The 17,065-nt window shown below is 34.7% G+C and carries 15 protein-coding genes; 11 read left to right on the forward strand and 4 right to left on the reverse strand.

Annotation, left to right across the window (positions count from 1 at the left end; genetic code table 11):
* The first annotated feature begins 204 nt into the window (after positions 1-204).
* The 10 genes from ABD792_RS03400 (at position 205) to ABD792_RS03445 (ending at position 10,439) form a co-directional block, all read left to right on the forward strand.
* The gene (locus ABD792_RS03400; protein ID WP_345004382.1) at positions 205-987 is read left to right on the forward strand and encodes an META domain-containing protein; all 783 of its coding nucleotides are present in this window, start codon (positions 205-207) and stop codon (positions 985-987) included.
* A gap of 38 nt (positions 988-1,025) precedes the next feature.
* Positions 1,026-1,448 carry a SufE family protein gene (locus ABD792_RS03405; protein ID WP_345004480.1) on the forward strand — a complete coding sequence of 141 codons (423 nt, stop codon included), beginning with the start codon at positions 1,026-1,028 and terminating at the stop codon, positions 1,446-1,448.
* An 85-nt stretch (positions 1,449-1,533) separates the two neighbouring features.
* Entirely contained in the window at positions 1,534-1,860 is a 327-nt protein-coding gene (locus ABD792_RS03410) for an SUF system Fe-S cluster assembly protein (RefSeq protein WP_345004383.1), read from the forward strand.
* A gap of 85 nt (positions 1,861-1,945) precedes the next feature.
* On the forward strand, positions 1,946-2,452 hold the full coding sequence (locus ABD792_RS03415) for a DUF2480 family protein (RefSeq protein WP_345004384.1): 507 nt from the start codon (positions 1,946-1,948) through the stop codon (positions 2,450-2,452).
* Positions 2,453-2,578: 126 nt separating this feature from the next.
* Positions 2,579-3,505, forward strand: a complete 927-nt coding sequence (locus tag ABD792_RS03420; RefSeq protein ID WP_345004386.1) for a DUF3078 domain-containing protein — start codon at positions 2,579-2,581, stop codon at positions 3,503-3,505.
* A 290-nt stretch (positions 3,506-3,795) separates the two neighbouring features.
* Positions 3,796-4,170: a response regulator transcription factor gene (locus ABD792_RS03425; protein WP_345004387.1), complete on the forward strand. Its 375-nt coding sequence runs from the start codon at positions 3,796-3,798 to the stop codon at positions 4,168-4,170.
* Between the two features lie 22 nt (positions 4,171-4,192).
* Positions 4,193-5,296, forward strand: coding sequence for a HEAT repeat domain-containing protein (locus ABD792_RS03430; RefSeq protein ID WP_345004388.1), 1,104 nt, complete (start codon positions 4,193-4,195; stop codon positions 5,294-5,296).
* A gap of 2 nt (positions 5,297-5,298) precedes the next feature.
* Positions 5,299-6,729, forward strand: coding sequence for a glycosyltransferase family 2 protein (locus ABD792_RS03435; RefSeq protein WP_345004389.1), 1,431 nt, complete (start codon positions 5,299-5,301; stop codon positions 6,727-6,729).
* Between the two features lie 26 nt (positions 6,730-6,755).
* Positions 6,756-9,173, forward strand: coding sequence for a sulfatase-like hydrolase/transferase (locus ABD792_RS03440; RefSeq protein ID WP_345004390.1), 2,418 nt, complete (start codon positions 6,756-6,758; stop codon positions 9,171-9,173).
* A gap of 15 nt (positions 9,174-9,188) precedes the next feature.
* Positions 9,189-10,439, forward strand: a complete 1,251-nt coding sequence (locus ABD792_RS03445) for a YaiO family outer membrane beta-barrel protein (protein WP_345004391.1) — start codon at positions 9,189-9,191, stop codon at positions 10,437-10,439.
* Between the two features lie 60 nt (positions 10,440-10,499).
* Here the strand turns inward: ABD792_RS03445 and ABD792_RS03450 are convergent, their stop codons facing one another.
* Both ABD792_RS03450 and hflX read right to left on the reverse strand, forming a co-directional pair.
* The gene (locus ABD792_RS03450; protein ID WP_345004392.1) at positions 10,500-12,749 is read right to left on the reverse strand and encodes a transglycosylase domain-containing protein; all 2,250 of its coding nucleotides are present in this window, start codon (positions 12,747-12,749) and stop codon (positions 10,500-10,502) included.
* A gap of 169 nt (positions 12,750-12,918) precedes the next feature.
* The gene (gene hflX / locus ABD792_RS03455; RefSeq protein WP_345004393.1) at positions 12,919-14,130 is read right to left on the reverse strand and encodes a GTPase HflX; all 1,212 of its coding nucleotides are present in this window, start codon (positions 14,128-14,130) and stop codon (positions 12,919-12,921) included.
* Positions 14,131-14,207: 77 nt separating this feature from the next.
* Here hflX and ABD792_RS03460 point away from each other — a divergent pair, with 77 nt between their 5' ends.
* Positions 14,208-15,176: an endonuclease/exonuclease/phosphatase family protein gene (locus tag ABD792_RS03460; RefSeq protein WP_345004394.1), complete on the forward strand. Its 969-nt coding sequence runs from the start codon at positions 14,208-14,210 to the stop codon at positions 15,174-15,176.
* Here ABD792_RS03460 and ABD792_RS03465 read toward each other — a convergent pair whose 3' ends face one another.
* Positions 15,177-15,554, reverse strand: coding sequence for a hypothetical protein (locus ABD792_RS03465; protein ID WP_345004395.1), 378 nt, complete (start codon positions 15,552-15,554; stop codon positions 15,177-15,179).
* A gap of 7 nt (positions 15,555-15,561) precedes the next feature.
* Entirely contained in the window at positions 15,562-17,007 is a 1,446-nt protein-coding gene (locus ABD792_RS03470) for a DUF5689 domain-containing protein (protein ID WP_345004397.1), read from the reverse strand.
* Between the last annotated feature and the right edge of the window lie 58 nt (positions 17,008-17,065).

Below are 17,065 nucleotides of genomic sequence, written 5' to 3' on the forward strand. Positions count from 1 at the left end.
GAGGACAAACTCTTCGATAGGTTGGTTATTGCTAATATCACAGGATTATGACGAAAAACGGATATTCAAAATAAACAATAACAAATCCTAATATCCTCTTGGGTGATTATTGGCGAAATCGAAAATTCACGAACACCTTTGAAAAACAATTGTTAATGATGTGAATAATTGCATCTGACCACTAAAAACAATAAACATTAACAGATGAAACTTACTTTAATCCTACTGGCTCTTATTACTATGAATACTTGTGGTAATACATCTAAAACAATAACAAATCAATCCAACAACAATAACACAACAGAAATTAACGGCCTATACCGTATCAAAACATTATATAACATCGATGTAAGTAGGAACAACCTATCCATTAATTTTGATACTCAAGAGCAAAAACTTTCAGGATTTTCAGGCTGTAATCGTTTCTTCGGCAAGTATACATTAGAAGCCAACACTATAAAAGTTGGTCCGTTGGCCTCAACTAAAATGCTTTGTAGAGAAACAGCCAACACCATTGAATCTAAAATGCATGATGCTTTATCAAAAATTAACAAGGTAATAATTGATGGCGAACTATTAAAACTTGCAAAGGACGATACCATAATAATAACAGCCATACGGTCTCAAGAAAATGAAACTGTTTTTAATTACTCTGCACTTTCCCGTGGTAAATTTGAAGATATTACGATTAGTAAATCTACTATTTCGGTAAAAAAAGACAGAAATTCCAAACCAATCAAAAAGACCTGTAGCAAGTCAGACTGGCAAAGACTCATATCTCTATTAAAGGACATACAACTTGATAGCCTACCTAAATTAAAAGCACCAACAGAAGCACGCTTTCATGATGGTGCTGCCATAGGAAAACTAAAAATTAATTATAACAATGTTAGCTATGAGTCCTCTAGCTTCGATCACGGCCAACCACCAAAAGCTATTAAAGCTCTTGTTAAAGAAATCTTATCTATTGGTCAAAACATTGAATAACAATATTTCTTGTTGTATTTTTGCTTAAAATTATGACTGTGACCATTCAAGAAATACAAAACGAAATAATTGATGAATTTTCCATGTTCGACGACTGGGAAGAACGTTATCAATATATGATTGATTTAGGTAAAGAATTACCTTTAATAGACGACCAATACAAAACCGACAGCAACCTAATTAAAGGTTGCCAAAGTAAAGTATGGGTACATGCTGAAATGCGCGATGATAAAATTTGCTTTACAGCAGACAGCGATGCTATTATTACAAAAGGCATCATTGCTATTTTAATTCGAGTGTTTTCAGATCAACACCCTAAGGACATAATTGATTCCGATACCAGTTTTATAGACAAAATAGGCTTGAAAGAACATTTGTCACCTACCAGAGCCAATGGCTTGGTAAGTATGGTAAAACAACTTAAAATGTATGCAATAGCATACCAAACACAATTAAATTAGTTTATTGTTTAATAAGTTTAATGGTTATAACTAAAAAACACCTTTTAAAACTTTTTAATGCTTAAACGCTTAAACAATTATTGAAATGAGCAATTCAACAATAGATACAAACGCTTTAGGAGAAAAAATAGTAAACGTACTAAAAACCATTTACGATCCAGAAATACCTGTAGACATCTACGAACTAGGTCTAATCTATGATGTTTTTGTTAATGAAGATTACGATGTAAAAATCTTAATGACCTTAACAACACCCAATTGTCCGGTAGCAGAAACATTGCCTCTAGAGGTTGAAGAAAAAGTTAAATCGCTTGACGACGTAAAAAGTGCCGAAGTAGAAATTACTTTCGATCCTCCTTGGAGTCAGGATTTAATGAGTGAGGAAGCTAAATTAGAATTGGGTATGCTGTAAAATTGGTTTACGGTATTTAATGACAATTGGAAGTATTCAAGTTAAAGTCTAAGTTCAATTGCCAAAAAACTAACAGTACACATTTGTGAAAGATGAAATTGTAAATCGTGTTGCGAACAGCAAATTAATTACCATAGATCTTGAGGATTATTATCCTGAAGGCAATCGTATTTTGCTCGACATTAAAGACTGGTTATTCCATGGGTTTGTATTAAAAGAAAAAGATTTTAGAGAACAAGCTTCCAATTACAACTGGGAACAATACCAAGATGCATATGTCGCCTTAACTTGTAGTAGTGATGCCATTATCCCAGGTTGGGCTTATATGCTATTAAGCATGTATTTAGAACCCTTTGCCAAAAAAATTGTAATTGGTAATCTAGAAGCGCTGGAAACAGCTATTTATCAGGATATCATAAAAGAATTGAATGTTACCGCATTTAAAGATAAACCCCTTATTATAAAAGGATGCTCCAAAAAACCCGTACCCAATAATGCCTATATCATGCTAGCAATAAAATTAAAGCCTGTGGCCAAATCTATTATGTATGGGGAAGCCTGCTCTTCGGTTCCATTATTCAAAAACAAATAATTGTTATATTTACTGTGACCTATTACTAAAAAAGGGTCTTAACCATAGCATCACCTTATAATTATAAAGTGATGCTATGGTTAAACAAATGCAACAATTTATTTTCCCTAAATATTATTATTAAACATGAAAAAAAAATTACTACTACTTAGCTTTTTTGTTGGAATCTTTTCGACAGAAGCGCAAACCTTAGACGAATTAAAATCAAAGTTGGCTATCGAAAAGGACTCTCTTAAAGCAGTTCAAGGACGTGTAAAAGCAATTCAGTCTCAAATTGATGGCTTACCAGGATGGAAAAAAGGGGCTTTTGGTACCATAGGTGGTAGCATTTCCAGCTTTAAAAACTGGTATGCTCAAGGCACACCCAATAACAACTCGGGAAATATTGGCTTTACGGTAAATGCCTTTGCTAATTTAACACAGGAAAAGTTCTTTTGGAGAAATGCAGCTCAAATCAACCTCTCTTGGGTTAAATTAGACGACAAAGACAATCCTAATGACAGTGAAGATTTTAGAGAAGCAACAGATGTTTTTAACCTTACTTCTTTATATGGTAGAAAACTTAGCAAAACAATTGCAGCTTCTGGATTAGCCGAATACCGAACGACCATATTAAGTAATTTTAACGATCCTGGTTATTTGGATTTAGGAGTTGGAGGCACTTGGACTCCCATTAAAGATTTGGTAGTTGTTGTACACCCATTAAACTACAACTTTGTATTTAGTAATGAAACAACCATATTCGATTCGTCGATGGGCGCTAAAATACTTGCAGACTACACTAAAAAAATTGGTGCTGTTAGTTTTAAATCCAATCTATCCATGTTTCAAAGTTACAAGGACTCTAACCTATCCAACTGGACATGGACCAATTCATTTGGCTACACCTTATGGAAAATGATTGGTGTTGGTTTTGATTTTGGACTTAGAGACAATAAACAGGAAGCTCTAAATTATTCGATTAACACATTAGGGAATGCTAATGAAACATTCGACAGTGTTGATAACGACCTACAAAGCTACTGGATGTTAGGACTCAATTATAAGTTCTAAACCCTCCCTTAACAATAAAAAAAATGCGTTTCTTTATTAGGAAACGCATTTTTTTTGCAATAACAATCTTACAAAGCAAGCAACAACATAAGATTTTACAACATCTAAAGTTTCTCAACCCCTTTATTTATGCACTTTTCCTCATATATATGCATTTTGACTGTGTTTTTTGCATTTCATCGATTTTTTTGTATATTACACCCGATTTACATTGTAAGTATAATCTATACTAAAAATTAACTAACCATTTATTTTTAGAAACCAAATCTTTTGAACCAACACCTACAAGTATGAAAAAAATTGTTTTAGCAGAAGACAATACAACACTTTCCTTGCTTCTCAAATTTAGGCTAGAAAAAGAAGGTTACGAATTATTTATGGCAAAAGACGGAAAAGATGCCATAGAGCTTATAGAAACACAGGAACCAGACCTCATTATAACCGATATAATGATGCCCTTTATAAGCGGTCTCGAAGTTATTAGCCATGTTCGAATTAAGCTTGACATGGACACCCCTATCATCGTTTTTTCGGCTGCTGGACAAGAAGAAATGGTCCTTAAAGCTTTTAACTTAGGCGCTAATGATTTTATGGGAAAACCCTTTAGCCCTAACGAACTGGTAATTAGAGTAAAACGACTACTAGCGGTAGCTCCCATAAGCTAAGCTAACGCATTATACAATTATAATGATAGACTACCAGCCCCTCATAGCACATTTTAAAGAATCTCCTTTGCTAATTCAAGTAGCTTGGGGTGCTAGTTGTGTTTTGGTAACAGCCATTATTTTACTTTCTATTTACTTGAAAATAATGCGTTTTCATCTTAGAAAAAAAGAAAAGGAAAATGCCCAGTTTAAGAATGAATATGAAGCTTCCCTTATAGAATATCTTTATTCTGGTGATACAGAGGGGGAAATGAACGCCACTCAGAAATCTATCATTCAAAAAATAAAAGTGTCGGTTCCTATAAAAGCTAAACGGAAAATAATTATTTCTGTATTATACAACCTAATGAATGAAGTGTCTGGTGAAATGTCAGATTCTATTAAACTATTGTATTACAAAACTGGACTCATACACTATGCATTAGAACGCTTAGAAAACAAACGTTGGCATATCATTGCCAAGGGTATTGGTGAACTTACACGATTTAAAATTGATGAAGTACATCATAAAGTTTCAAAATTCGTAAATCATCCTAGAAGTGAAGTACGCAAAGAAACACAACTGTATTTAGTGAGTTTATTTAGATTTGAAGGCCTCTCGTTTTTGAACAATCTAACGACTCCGCTTTCTGAATGGGCGCAAATACAATTACTGGAAACCTTACAAAAATTTGACGATCAACAAATATGTGATATTAGACCTTGGCTAAAATCAAAGAATGATTCCGTAGTTCTATTTGCCTTAAAGCTTGCTCAAATCTATAATCAATTTGAAGTTCAGGACACCTTAATGGAATTACTGTCACACCCTAAAAAACAAATTAGAATAACTGCCATTCAAGTCTTAACACACCTATACGGTATTGAGGCCAAAGAACTATTAAAAGCAAACTTTAACGACCTTAGTTTAGAAGAGCAAATCTGTTTCTTTGGTATGCTAGAAAAATTAGTAATGCCTACTGATGAACCTTTTGTTGAAAAATACCTATTCCACAAAAACTTTGAAATACAACTTTTAGCTCTTAAAATATTGAAATCCATCAATATTGATAAGTACATGGGATTAAGCCAAACAGCTACAACCGAGAAAGACTCGTCCATGATAAAATTAGTAAACTCCTTATAGCTATGGATACTAGTACAGTTAAAGTCATTTTACAGATACTCCATTATTTGTTTTTTGGATATGCTTTCCTAGCCATTGTATCTTATATTATATTATCGGTTATTTCAGGCAAGGAAACACTCGAATACCTTAAAAAAAACAGTTTTGTTCATTATAAGGATATTTTATCTTCAGCCATGTCACCTTCCATAACCATTATTGCCCCAGCTTATAACGAAAGTCTTAATGTGGTAGAAAATGTTAGGTCACTTTTATCTAATCACTATGTAAATTACAATGTAATTATAGTAAACGATGGCAGTAAAGATGATAGCTTAGAAAGGCTTATTGAGGCATACGATTTAGAAAAAATAGACTACATCGTTAATGATAAAATAAAGACCAAACCACTTCGTGCCGGGGTATTTAAATCAAAAAACCCTGCGTTCGAAAAGCTTATGGTCGTGGATAAGGAAAATGGTGGTAAAGCAGATGCTTTAAATATGGGATTAAACATTAGTAAAAGTAAATATGTTGCTTGTATTGATGTCGATTGCTTATTGCTGGAAGATGCCCTACAAAAAATGATAAAACCATTTCTTGATGAAACGGATACAAGAGTTATTGCTGCCGGAGGTGTCATTAGAATTGCCAATTCATGTATTATTCAAGGAGGTAAACTTATAGATGTTAATTTACCGAAGAATTTACTCGTTCAATCGCAAATACTAGAGTATTTAAGAGCCTTTTTACTCGGACGTATGGCATGGAGCAGACTAAACGGTTTACTGGTTATCTCTGGAGCATTCGGAATTTTTGATAAGGAAATAGCTATTGCCGTTGGCGGTTACGACACCAACACTGTTGGTGAGGACATGGAAATAATTGTACGCATGCGACGCTATATGGAGGAGAAAAATGAAAAGTACAGGGTTTCATATATTCCAGACCCCTTGTGTTGGACAGAGGCACCAGACAGTTATAAAATATTTATTTCCCAACGTAACAGGTGGACCCGAGGCACCATTGAAACCTTAAAAAAGCATCGAAAAATTGGCTTTAACCCCAAATATGGCACCTTTGGCATGCTAAGTTATCCCTACTGGCTGATTTTTGAGCGCATGGCACCAATTATAGAGGTTATTGGCCTACTTTATTTTGCTATTTTAGTGATACTACAAGAAGTAAAATGGGAATATGCATTGTCATTTTTAGTTTTATCGTATGTGTTCTCTGTCTTATTTTCAATTATAGCCATTTATTCGGAAGAATTAACCTTTCACCAATACAAAAAGAAAGGTACTGGTTTTAAACTGGTATTACTAAGTGCCTTAGAGCCTTTTCTATTACATCCTTTTATACTATATGCCGCAATTCGTGGAAACTTTGACTATTTCTTTAATAAGAAAAAGAAATGGGGAAATATGGTTAGAAAAGGATTGGCTAGCACCTAATTAAATTGTTTTCAAAAATTCAATCCATGACATTTAGCTTTCAAATAAAAGAAATTTACAAATACCTTCAATTATGTCTTGCCCTTATAATTGCAATGTGGCTTACGAGCTTATTCGAACTTATTGTTTCAAACACAACCAACACTAATAGTTTTTTAGCTGCAACTATAAAATTTGTCAACGACTTTTGGTGTGGTCTAACTATAGGTGCTCTATCAGTACCTCTTTACATACTCATCAACGGGTTCTCTAAAAAATGGTCTTATATTACCATAAAAATACTATTCACTAGTGTTGTAATAATACAGTTTGCATTAGTAAAATACAGCCTTACTACCTTATTAAATTTAGGAGCTGACTTGTTAGGTTATTCACTTGATGATATATTCAATACGGTTTCAGCTTCCGAATCATTCTCTATTACTTACTTTATCCCTTTTATAATATTCCCTGCTTTATTTTTATTTCTATTTAAAATACTCAACAAGTACACCAACGACAGGATACTAATCGGATCTGGAGTTCTTTTAGTTTTAATCTCTGGAAGTTTAAAATTAGTCCTTACCAATGTGTCTGATGCAAAGTTTCAAAACAAAATAGCTTTTTTAGCACAGGATATTATAAAATTCCAAAACGAGAAAAGGCAATTAAATGCCTATAACCTATCAAATAGAAACGATTACCCTTTACTAAAGCCATTCAGTACATCAAAAGATGTATTGTCACCCTTTTTTAATGTTAAAGAAGCCAAACCAAACATAGTAATTGTAATAGTAGAAGGCCTTGGCAGTGAATTTGTTGGAGGTAAAACTTATAGTGGCTTCACTCCATATTTAGACGGTTTAATTTCAAAATCGTTGTATTGGGAGAATTTTTTAAGTACCACCGGCCGCACATTTGGGGTAATCCCATCTTTACTAGGTTCCTTACCCTTTGGTGAAACAGGCTTTTTAGAACTCCCCAAAACACCTTCGCATATATCACTTATTAGTATTTTAAAAACTAATGGTTACATAACTTCTTATTATTCGGGTGACCAATCCAGCTTCGATAAAAAAATTAACTTTTTTGAGTATAATGACATTGACAATGTTATTGATGAAAACAAATATGGCCCAGAATATATAAAAACAGAAGCCAATTCCGGAGGCTTTTCCTGGGGCTATCCAGATGCAGAAATATTCAAAAAAACACTAGCCTCATTAGACGACAATAAGCTACCAAGGCTAGATATCATTATGACCCTGTCCAACCACGAACCTTTTAACTTTCCAGATAAAGCCTTTTATGAAAAAAAGGTAGATAGTATCTTAAATTCAAACGGCAACTTTAACATTCCGAAAGAAGATATTATAGCCCATAAGGACATCTATACTAGCTTATTTTACACCGATAACAGCATTAAAGATTTTATGAATGCTTATGCCAAAAGGGAAGATTACAACAATACTATTTTTATAATCACAGGAGATCACAGACTCATTCCCATATCCCAAAAAGACAAACTATGTAGGTTTCATGTGCCTTTATACATATATAGCCCCATGTTAAAACATGCAGAAAAATTTAAATCGGTGTCATCACATTGGGATGTAACACCTAGTTTGCTTTCGTTTTTAAAGACAAATTATAAGTTTAACGATATAGGAGAAACTGCTTGGATGGGAGAAGGTTTAGACACAACCAGAACCTTTAGAAATACACACAAAATACCTTTAATGCGCTACAAGGGGAGTATTAATGATTTTATGTACAAAGACTATCTATACTCTGATGGTGAACTCTATAAGGTAAATGAAAACTTTGGAACTTATAAAGTTACAGAAGAAGCCATTATTAAAACCATGGCCGATTCTTTAATGTCATTTAAAAAGCTAAATGCTTATGTAACCCAGCGCAACAAGATTTTTCCAGATTCACTTAATATTTACGTAAAACCAAGCATCGATTTTTCGCAAGAACAACTTGCTATGATAAGCACATTAACCAATGGTCTAAATTTTGATCAAACATTTGAAATTGCTCGAGACAAAGCCTTTAAAAAAGAGCGTGATACAGCCCGATTACTTTGTGATTACATTTTAAATGAACTACCCAATCACTCTGATGCTAGAACCTTAAAAGGTCGTACATTGGCTTGGGATGGCGATTATGCAACTGCAGAAACAGAATTATTAAATGTAATCAAGAGGTCTCCTTATTACTATGATAGTTATCTAGCCTTATTAGACCTGTACTGGTGGTCGGAACAAGAGGATAAATCTGAAGCAATCTACGTACAGGCCTTAAAAAACAACATTGTAAACCCCAATTTAAGCTTTAAAATGGCTCATGCTTACAAGCGTTTAGAAAATACAGAACGTGCTAACATCATTATTGACAGCCTTATTAAAGCACACCCAAATAATTCCGAATACATAACATTTAAAAAAACCTTACAATAAAGGTTACCAACGAACATGAATAAATCCCTTTCTATATTACTTTTTATAACTACCTTCTGTTTTTATGGTCAACAAAAGTCTTTTAATGGTGACCCCGATGCCGCTTTTGAAGTTGCTAGGAAGTTAGCATTCAATAAACAACGTAAACAAGCACAAGACACTTTAAGACTAATACTAACAAAATACCCTAATTACCATGACATTCGTTCATTTTTAGCAAGTACCTATTCATGGGATGGTGATTACAAAAACGCTAGAAAAGAATTCGAATATGTTTTAAAAAGTGATCCAGATCGTGAACGCACTTGGGAAGCAGCCATAAAAAATGAGTTATACGACGACGCTCCTTTTGAAGCACTAAAAATGGCTAATCAAGCTCTAAAACATTTTCCTGAAAATCCCGACTTATTATACTTAAAAGCTAGTGCTGAAGAAGATCTGGGCAAGCCAGAAACTGCAGTAGAAACCATAGTATATTTACTATCAAAACATCCAACCCATGAAAAGGCCGAAAACTATAAAAACAACTTAATCAATAAATTAAGCCACAATACCATAGGACTTAGGGCAACAGTAGAAATATATTCTGAAGTTTTTGATCCCATGCAATATTATTTATTACAGTATGGCAGGCAAACAAAATACGGGAGCTTAAATGCTAAAGTAAATTTTAGCAGGCGTTTTTCTGAAAATGGCGTTCAATTTGAATTAGATTTATACCCTAAAATTGCAAAAGGCCTGTATGCTTATGCTAATTTTGGCATGTCCAATTCATTTTTATACCCAGACATTCGATATGGTGCAGAACTTTATAAATCACTACCCAAAAGTTTTGAGGCTTCTTTAGGCTTCAGGGCATTACAATACAGTGAAACCACCACTATTTTTACTGGATCTGTAGGATGGTATACTGGCAATAGTTACTGGTCATTACGTTCATACCTTACCCCTAGTGATTCTGGATCGAGTATATCTGGAACGTTAAACTATAGAAAGTATAGGAAAGATGCCAATAACTATTTTAGTATTGATGGAGGTATGGGGTTTTCTCCTGAAGTTTACAGATTCGCATTTGAAGACAACGAAAACGCCATTATCAACCTAAAATCACAAAAACTTAATTTAGGCTATTTTTTCACTTCCAAAAACGACAAAAATGCTTGGGGTATCCGAACTGGGGTGGTACATCAAGAAATAAGTTTCGATCCTGGTAACTATTTCTGGATTTTTGATATTGGTCTATCTTGGAATATCAAGTTTAGATAAGCTTACTTAGAAATCAAAATATTTTCTCTAATAAATACCTCGTAGACTTATCCTAAAAGTTTACTTACGATTAAACTTTTTCTTTTTATTACTACCTCCAAAGAGCCTTTTAAAAAACCCATCGCGCTTTTCTGGTTCGCAATCCAAATCGTCGAGAACCTCTTGGGATGGTTTCTCGAACATACTTTTAGTAATGCTATTAAATTCCCTATCGGCATTTAATTTCTGATAAAATTTGGCAAAAATCGGCAACGCCGAATTAGCGCCTTGACCAATACTTGTCGATTTAAAACCTATACTATGATTGTCGTTACCAACCCAAGTTACAGTGACTAGTTTTGGCGTAATCCCCACAAACCACCCATCTTTATTGTTTTGTGTGGTTCCTGTTTTTCCTGCAATGGCATTTTTTAAACTATAGGATGAGCGAAGTCGCGCTGCCGTTCCACTATTCACAGTAGACTGCATGATTTGCAACATTACTTCCCGCGTATAATCACTATAAGCAACTTCTTCTGCTATTTCAGGTTTAAAAGAAGCTATAACATGACCGTGCTTATCTTCTATTTTTGTGATTGCATAGGGTTTCACTGGTTTACTTTTGTTTACATAACTTGCATAAGCCCCCGTTAAGTCTTTTAAATTTATTTCAGCCACACCTAAAGCCAATGATGGTTCCAGAGGCAATTCTTTGTCTATGCCCATTTTTTCAACCTGACGAATAACCTTTTCTATTCCAACTTTATTTAAAACTTTTACAGCAATGGTGTTTACCGATTGGCTCAGGGCTGTTTCTAGATTGTAATTGAGAAAAGGATCTTCCTCTTTCGAAACAGAATTTGTTGGTGTCCAGTCATCATAATCGGTATACGTTACCTCCGATAATGAAAAGTAGGTACAGGGTTTCATACCATCTTCAATCGCTGTTGTATAGACAAATGGCTTAAATGTTGACCCAACCTGTCTTTCACTTTGAGAAATATGGTCGTATTTAAAAAAGCGATAATCAATACCTCCAACGTAAGCACGTATGGCTCCTGTTTGTGGCTCTACAGAAAGCATTCCGGTATTTAAAAACTTTAGGTAATGCTTTAAACTATCGATAACCGATATGTTTTGGATGGAATCCCCTTCCCAACCAAACAATTCACTCTTTCGCTTTACCGATAAAGAATCTAAAATCTGTGATTCGGTAAGTCCAGCCTTTAAATACTTTTTGTAAACTGGCAAATTCTTTAATGCTGCATTTACTACTTTTTCACTTTGCCACGGGGCATACTTCCCAAAGGATTTTTCATGTATTTTCTGCAAACTTGTAAGATGTACTTTCACAGCATTTTCAGCATAAGCTTGCATAGTTGAATCTAATGTGGTGTGTACAACCAGTCCGTCACGATATAAATCATATGCTTCACCATTCGATTTTTTAAGCGTATCTAAAATGGTTACCAGTTCTTTTTTAACCGCTTCCCTAAAATAGGGAGCTAAACCAACATCGTGATTAAACGATTTGTAATTTATAAGCAATTCTTGAAGCCTTAATGAATCCACCTCGTCTTGTGACAGGTAACCATATTTCTGCATTTGCTGAAATACAACATTTCTTCTTGTTATACTTCTATCAGCATGCAATCTTGGGTTGTAATAATTTGTAGCCTTTAAAGTCCCTATAAGGGTAGCTGCTTCCGAGTAACTTAAATCAATTGCCGGTTTGTTAAAAAACTTACGTGATGCACTTTCAATACCATAGGTGTTGTCCGGAAAGGGAACCGTATTAAAATACATGGTAAGAATATCATTTTTAGAGTAAATGTCTTCAATACGCTTCGCAATAATAGCTTCCTTAAACTTATTAATAAGCATACTAAATACAGGATAGTCCTCCCTTCCAAATAAATTTTTAGCGAGTTGCAGGGTAATAGTGCTACCGCCTCCCGCCGATCGATCGCGTAAAATAATACTCTTAACAAAAACGCGCAGCAAACTCACATTGTCTACCCCATCGTGTTCATAAAAACGTACATCTTCGGTAGCCACCAGTGCATCTATTAAATGTTTAGGAAAATCGGCAAAGGTTAAAGGTTGCCTGTCATAAATATAATATTTCCCTATTAAACGGCCTTCTGTATCCAGAAGCTGGGTTGCTTCTGCTTGTTTAATAGAACTTAGCTCTTGTTTTGTAGGCAACTTACCAAAAGCCCCTAAAAATACGCTTATATAAATAACCGTAAAAAAGCCTATAACAAGCAAGCCAACTATTAACAACCATTTAACCCATTTCTTTCTAACCAATGATAAAATTAATTTCACACGTTACTGTTTAAATAAACTACGTAAAAATGGGCTGTAGCAGACAACTAATTAATAAATTTCTTTAAATTTTATCTATAGTCAAGACTTAAACACTGAGAGACTTGCTGCGAAACAAAAAAATTAATTCCTATGAATACCTCGTGTGCTTGTACTGAAGTTGTTTACGCTAAAGGCTTTCATCATAATCCGGATATAGAAAATGATTGTACGGAAAACGTGTTATATGAATCGCCCTAACCTCATCGTAAACGCGCTTTCTAAAATCTTCCAGGTTTTGTTTGTTCAATGCCGAAATAAACAGTGCATTGTTTCCTACTTTACCCATCCATGTACGCTTCCATTCTTCCAACGAATAATGTTTTTGGGTTCGTTCGGTTTCCAGATCATCGTCATCAACAGGCTCTGCTTTATAAGCATCAATTTTATTAAAAACCATAATAGTTGGTTTATCGGCACTTTGTATTTCTCCCAAAATTTTATTTACAGACTCAATATGTTCCTCAAAATTAGGATGTGAAATATCTACAACGTGCAATAAAAGATCTGCTTCCCGCACTTCATCCAAGGTACTCTTAAAACTTTCTACTAATTGTGTTGGCAACTTTCGTATAAATCCAACCGTATCACTTAACAAAAACGGTAAATTTTGAATGACTACCTTTCTAACCGTAGTATCCAATGTAGCAAATAGCTTATTTTCTGCAAATACTTCACTTTTACTAACCACATTCATTAAAGTAGACTTACCTACATTGGTATAACCTACTAAAGCCACACGTACCATTTTGCCCCGATTACCTCGCTGTACGGCCATTTGTTTATCAATGGTCTTTATACGCTCTTTAAGCAACGCTATTTTATCGCGTACTATACGGCGGTCTGTTTCAATTTCGGTTTCTCCAGGACCGCGCATACCGATACCCCCTTTTTGACGCTCAAGGTGGGTCCACATACCTCTTAATCGCGGCAGTAAATACTCGCATTGCGCCAACTCTACCTGCGTTCTGGCATAACTTGTTTGAGCCCGCTGCGCAAAAATATCAAGAATTAAGTTGGTTCTATCTAATACCTTACAATTGAGTATTTTACTAATATTACGTTCTTGTGCGGCCGACAATTCGTCATCAAAAATAGCAGTACCTATATCATGATCCTCAATGTACTGGCGTACATCCTCCATCTTTCCCGTTCCTATAAAAGTCTTAGGATTGGGCATATCCATTTTTTGCGTAAAACGCTTAACAACATCTCCTCCTGCAGTATACGTTAAAAACGCCAACTCGTCTAAATATTCCTTAGACTTCATTTCGTCCTGATCTTTAGTTATAATGCCTATTAAAACGGCTTTCTCTAAAGTAACATCTTTCTTTTCTAACATAAATAAATTTAAGCTACAAAGTTACACAATTGCGATCATTTAAATTTTTATATTTTTAGCCTCAGATTTTAAAATTTATGATCGATTCTACCGAAGACACCACCGTAAAGCACGATATGCAAACCATTGCGTTTTATAACCTTGAAAACTTATTTGACCTAGCCGATGACCCCCATACGAACGACAATGACTTCCTACCAAGATCGGCCAAACAATGGACACCTAAACGCTACACAAACAAGCTTAGAAAATTAGGTTTTGCAATTAATAACATAGGAAAAAAAGAAACGGGGAAGCATCCTGCTTTGGTTGGCCTTGCCGAAGTTGAAAACGACTCTGTTATTGAAGATTTAATTGCATCGGAACATTTAAACGATTGTAACTATAACTATATTCATTACGATTCTCTGGATGAACGTGGTATTGATGTTGCTCTACTTTACGACATAACTGTTTTTGAGGTTCTTTCTTCTGAGACATTTGCAGTTTATCTGGTAGATGAGGACGGAACCCCGGATTACACCCGGGATATTTTACTAGTCTCCGGATTACTTGATGGCGAATCCATTCATGTTATTGTAAACCATTGGTCGTCTAGACGAGAGGGTGCCAGAGAAACGGAACATAAACGCATGGCTTCGTCTAACAAAGTTGGTGAGATTATTGACCAATTACGACAAAGTGAAACGGATCCTAAAATTGTTGTTATAGGTGATTTTAATGACGATCCTTCTTGTGGAAGTATTAAACAACTTGTTAAAAACCACAACCTATTTAATCCAATGGAAACCTTACGATCTTATAACCGAGGCAGCACAAGCCATAACCGACAGTGGAATTTATTTGACCAAATCTTATTTACAACTAATTTCCTTAAAAGCACTCCCAGAACTTTAGAATATAGCTCTGCTAATATTTTTGATGAAGACTTTCTAAAACTTTTTAGTGGAAAATTTAAAGGCACCCCATTTAGAACCTACGTTGGAAAAAAATACAAAGGAGGTTACAGTGATCATTTTCCAGTATATGCTATTTTTAGGAAATAATTACACAGCCTGATATAAAACAAAAGCCAATGCTAAAACGACTATGGGTAAAAACCAAAGCAACCAAATATTATAGGTAAGTTTCTTATTTTTAAGATTTTTAGCATTTAACACCTTACGTTTTCGTCCACTGTATTGTATCCAGTTCTTGAAATAAACAAAAATACCCATGATAGCAAAAAGGGTCCACGCTTTGTCTGAAGACATGGTATTCATGTGCATTTGTCTAGAAAACCCAGCAAAAAAGATTCCCAACAATAACACTAATGCTATCTGCAATACTGAAATATAAAAGATTGCAATGCTATTTGCTTTCTTATTCTTTTTGTTTTTATAATATTGGAAAAAATGAAAAAACAGCGTATCGAAAGTCGTCATATACTATTTATGGCTTAAAATCTATCTGAACATCGTCCAATTCGTAAGTACCGTCAAAAGCCGATTTACCATTTCCAGTATACTTAAACGCAATGTACATTGTTCCTGTTACGCAAGATAAGTCAACTTTACCAGAATGAAACCATTCACCAAAAAAATCTGAATCTTTAACAATATAAGCCGACGATAAAATGCCCCAATTGGCTGTTGTTATATGTTCTTCTAGACCGTCCCAATCTAAAGAATACATAACTTCCATTTGGCTACCATCAGCAAAGCTATTGGATGTTTTAAATTGCAATGTCACCTCACCATGCATATCTAAATTAATTGCAGGCGTTATTAACCATGCAATATTGCTCGCATCGCCCGAACTAGCAGATCGTATCCGTGCCGATCTTCCCAGCGAAGCATTGGTTCCTGTTGCCGTAAAAGCTTCCCAGCCTTCCGAGCCTACTTCTATATAATTAGTCCAGCCATTACCTGTAATTAATTTATTGTTGGTTTGCGATTGGAAATCTTCAAAAAACAAATTCTCTGTTCCACCTTCCAAGGCGACACCACAGTCTAACTCCATAGGATCGCACCGTACTTCTTCATTAAAATTGATATCGGCAATGCTGTTAATAATTAACACATTCTGTTCGTCATTAAAATCGCGTGTAAAAACACCTTTTACGGTTCCTTTAAGTAGTGGTACTTGTAGGGACTTAAAATCTGAAAATGTACTTGTTTGCAAGGCAATGGTTCCTATATCGCTACAGCTCTCTAAAATCCTCAACCCATCAAACTCATCAATGCCCTCTCCTGCAAAAGTAGAGCCTATTTGGTATCTATGTATCTGCATATTTTCTAATTGAACCAGTGTATTCTCATCGGCTTCTGTTAAATCTAACAAAGTAGAAACTTTGGGTATCAGCTCTACTACCTCGGTACTTCTAATAATAATATCCTTATACTCATGTTCCTGAATTTGTTCTATCTGTACACCTTCTCCTTTTCCTATTACTATAACACCACTAGACTCTCCAATGGTCAAACCACTCATTTTAACATATACCTTTCTTCCAACTTCATAGATATCACTCAAGTTACCTACGTTAATAGATAACCTAAAACCTAGCCTAGGATCTGTATCTGGATTACTATCATCTACTTTATTTTGAATAATTAATTCTTCAAAGAAGTTGTTTGCTTTATCACTTGAAATCACGTAACCTTCAATATATAATTCCTCATCGGAATCGATAATCGCTGTAGGAAGTTCATTTGCCTTAGCTTGTTCAAATCGCGATTTAATGGCTTTAAAAGTTGTTATTTTATTTGAAGGAATGGTAGGTTCCTGAATGGAAACATCTGGGATCTTATAATCATTGTCCTTAACACATGCAACCAACAGCAGCACAACATATAATAGCCAAACTAGATTTATATTCTTAATTTTACAGAGCATATCATTCATTATTTTGGAAAATTTCTTCAATTAAACTATATCATTTCTTTTATGTCTC

Source organism: Snuella lapsa, assembly GCF_039539345.1.
Taxonomy (GTDB): Bacteria; Bacteroidota; Bacteroidia; order Flavobacteriales; family Flavobacteriaceae; genus Snuella; species Snuella lapsa.

What these genes read in the sequence shown, in the direction of transcription:
- ABD792_RS03400 (WP_345004382.1), top strand. Translation starts at nt 205, where the DNA reads ATGAAACTTACTTTAATCCTACTGGCTCTTATTACTATGAATACTTGT.
- ABD792_RS03410 (WP_345004383.1), top strand. Translation starts at nt 1,534, where the DNA reads ATGAGCAATTCAACAATAGATACAAACGCTTTAGGAGAAAAAATAGTA.
- ABD792_RS03420 (WP_345004386.1), top strand. Translation starts at nt 2,579, where the DNA reads ATGAAAAAAAAATTACTACTACTTAGCTTTTTTGTTGGAATCTTTTCG.
- ABD792_RS03425 (WP_345004387.1), top strand. Translation starts at nt 3,796, where the DNA reads ATGAAAAAAATTGTTTTAGCAGAAGACAATACAACACTTTCCTTGCTT.
- ABD792_RS03430 (WP_345004388.1), top strand. Translation starts at nt 4,193, where the DNA reads ATGATAGACTACCAGCCCCTCATAGCACATTTTAAAGAATCTCCTTTG.
- ABD792_RS03435 (WP_345004389.1), top strand. Translation starts at nt 5,299, where the DNA reads ATGGATACTAGTACAGTTAAAGTCATTTTACAGATACTCCATTATTTG.
- ABD792_RS03440 (WP_345004390.1), top strand. Translation starts at nt 6,756, where the DNA reads ATGACATTTAGCTTTCAAATAAAAGAAATTTACAAATACCTTCAATTA.
- ABD792_RS03445 (WP_345004391.1), top strand. Translation starts at nt 9,189, where the DNA reads ATGAATAAATCCCTTTCTATATTACTTTTTATAACTACCTTCTGTTTT.
- hflX (WP_345004393.1), bottom strand. Translation starts at nt 14,130, where the DNA reads ATGTTAGAAAAGAAAGATGTTACTTTAGAGAAAGCCGTTTTAATAGGC.
- ABD792_RS03460 (WP_345004394.1), top strand. Translation starts at nt 14,208, where the DNA reads ATGATCGATTCTACCGAAGACACCACCGTAAAGCACGATATGCAAACC.
- ABD792_RS03465 (WP_345004395.1), bottom strand. Translation starts at nt 15,554, where the DNA reads ATGACGACTTTCGATACGCTGTTTTTTCATTTTTTCCAATATTATAAA.
- ABD792_RS03470 (WP_345004397.1), bottom strand. Translation starts at nt 17,007, where the DNA reads ATGCTCTGTAAAATTAAGAATATAAATCTAGTTTGGCTATTATATGTT.